3 protein-coding genes are annotated in these 2,758 nt (G+C 36.7%); all 3 read left to right on the top strand.

The window, feature by feature from the left end:
• The coding region (locus RT405_RS05550) for a DUF916 and DUF3324 domain-containing protein (protein ID WP_313468264.1) at positions 1 to 915 on the top strand (915 nt) is incomplete at its 5' end.
• A 244-nt stretch (positions 916 to 1,159) separates the two neighbouring features.
• A complete protein-coding gene (locus RT405_RS05545) occupies positions 1,160 to 1,468 on the top strand; it encodes a TOBE domain-containing protein (RefSeq protein ID WP_313468262.1) in 309 nt (102 codons plus the stop codon).
• Between the two features lie 79 nt (positions 1,469 to 1,547).
• The gene (locus RT405_RS05540; RefSeq protein WP_313468260.1) at positions 1,548 to 2,342 is read left to right on the top strand and encodes a histidinol-phosphatase HisJ family protein; all 795 of its coding nucleotides are present in this window, start codon (positions 1,548 to 1,550) and stop codon (positions 2,340 to 2,342) included.
• The last annotated feature ends 416 nt before the right edge of the window (positions 2,343 to 2,758 follow it).

The raw sequence follows: 2,758 nt of genomic DNA, 5'->3' as shown, positions 1-2,758 counted from the left end.
CCGGATAATCAAATAGATGATCATCATCCCTATTTTGATTTAAAGGTTAAACCAGCAGAAACACAACGTTTAGAGACGATTATTTATAATAACGAAGATAAAGAAATAACTGTAAAAGTTTGGATACATAATGCTTCCACGAATAGTAATGGACTAATCATTTACGAAGAGCAGGAAGAGACTGACCCAAGTTTAACCTATCCTATAAATGAGATATTGACCTTAGAAAAGGAAGAGGTCACGGTTCCAGCAGGTGAATCAGTATCTGTGTTTGCTTCTTTGCAAGTTCCTGAAAAAGATTTCGAAGGGATTTTGCTAGGAGGATTACATTTTGAAAAAGTTACCGAAGAGGAAGAAAAGCAATCTGAAGGTGTAGCTATTCAAAACAAATATGCTTACGTGATTGGTGTTCAGTTAACGGAAACAGATACAAAAATACTGCCAAATTTACAACTGAATGACGTTACTCCTACTTTAGTTAACTACCGAACAGCAGTTGTAGCCAATGTCCAAAATAGTGCGCCTACGATTGTTAGAGACTTAGTTATTCAAGCAAAAGTCTTCAAAAATGGAACAAGTGCCCCCATTAAGAGTGAGGAGTATGAACATTTCAGAATGGCGCCTAATTCGAATATGGATATTATCATCAATTGGGAAAACCAAGCTTTAGAAGCAGGAGATTATCGCTTAGAACTTCTAGCGAGCACTGAAGGAGATGAATGGGAGTGGAATAAACCTTTTACAATTGATGTTGAAGCAGAAGAGTTGAATGAAGAAGCAGTGGAATTAGAAGAAAAAACTATTCCAACATGGGGCTGGATTATTATTGGAATAGGAATAGGTTTGGCAGCCTGCGTTATTGCATTATTGTTGTATATTAAGAAATTAAAGAAAAATAATTACCCGGACAAATAGTATTAGATGAACCATTATCAGCTATTGATGCTCAATTGCGCAAAAGTTTGCAAAAACAGATCCGCCGCATTCAAAAAGAACTGAACATCACAACGATTTTTGTCACACATGATCAAGATGAAGCCATGATCCTATCTGATATGGTTCATGTTATGAACCAAGGTAAAGTGGAACAGTCTGGCAAGAGTCTGGAAAGCCGACTGATATTTATACGCATCCCAAAACCCATTTTGTCGCTTCTTTTATGGGCAATTACAATGTCTTGGCGCCTGAACAGTTCAAACAGTTTTCTGGAAGAACAATTGAAGCCAGCATAGCTATTCGGCCAGAAGTGATCGATTCCTCTAAAATACCTTTTGAGCCAGATGAGGAACGCTATGCTTTACACGGAAAAATAGTGGATCAATCGACTAGCGGCAATATATTAAGTTATTATGTCGATTGTTCGGGAATAAATTTGCGGGTAGATGAATTGTATCGTTCGTTTAATTTATTTAAAGTGGGGGAAGACGTACATTTGAGTTTTGAAAAACGCAATTGCCTTGAAGTTTAATAAAAATATCGGTAAGGTTATCAATAAGGGCAGATAGTTGCTTGTCTGCTTTTTAATTTGAATTGGAGGAGAAACATTCATGGCTATTTATGATCAACATATGTACACATATTTTTCGCCGGATGCATCTGAAACATTCGAAAATTATTTGAAACAGACATCGGGTTCTATTGTAACAACGGAGCATTTGGACTTTAACGATCCTTTCAGTGGAAAAGACACTATTCTGGATTACGAAAATTACCGCCAAACTATCGATAAGCTGAACACACAGTACAATAACCGGATTCGCAAAGGCATTGAAATTGGATATACCAAAGAGTCTCATCAGCAAATTCAAGATTATTTAGAGGGAAAAGAGTTTGATGTACAGCTGTTGAGTGTCCACCAAAACGGAGAATACGACTTTTTACAGCCAATTGTAAAAGAGAAAAACGTTCAAGACGTGATGAATGAATATTTTTCGTTGCTATTAGAAGCAGTGGAAAGCTTTCCAACGGCGAATGTATTGAGTCACTTTGACTATGGTATCCGTTTGTTTGATGTTACAGTAGCAGAGCTACAAGAGCATCAATCGATACTAAAAAAGGTTTTGCAAACAGTCATCGATAAAGATATGGCTTTTGAATTGAATACACGCAGCATGTACCAATACGGCAATGTAGAGCTTTACGAACAAATGATTGTCTGGTATTTAGAACTAGGCGGAACTTCTTTTTCTCTAGGCTCTGATGCGCATTCCATCGCCTATTACGGCTTTCACTTTGACGAAGCTATTGCGTTATTAGAAAAACAGGGTATTTCAGCAGTGACGGTTTTTGAACAGCAACAACCTGTTGAACTGTCTTTAGATCAATTTAAAGAAAACGAGTAAATTGTGAATGAAAAATAAATTAGACAAAAAGCCTTTAATTTTATGAAGGCTTTTTTGCTGTTTTCTATGAGTTAAAGGTTAACTAGGTCATATAGTTGAATGGAAAAAGCACATTTGGTATAGTGAAATCGATAGAAAACGTTTACTTTTTCAGCTGTGTTAGAATTCTTTATGAAAATTATCCCTACCCATTTACCTAAAAGAGAAAGGAGTGCATAGGGTGATGCATTGAAATGATCCTATGAAAAAAGATGAAGAAATGGCTGGTGCTGGTTCCATTAATGTTGATCGCTTGTTCTCGTGTAGATGAAACCCAGGAAGTTCCTCAAACCGAATCCTCTGTCTCTCAATCAGAAGTGTCTAGTTCAGAAATTGTGAAGTCCAAAACAACGACAGAAAAAGAATTTGATCCAGCA

It is taken from the genome of Carnobacterium sp. (genome assembly GCF_032094055.1).
In the GTDB taxonomy this organism is placed as follows: Bacteria; Bacillota; Bacilli; order Lactobacillales; family Carnobacteriaceae; genus Carnobacterium_A.
Note: the sequence above shows the minus strand (reverse complement) of the source record. Positions and strands in the feature narration are given on the sequence as shown.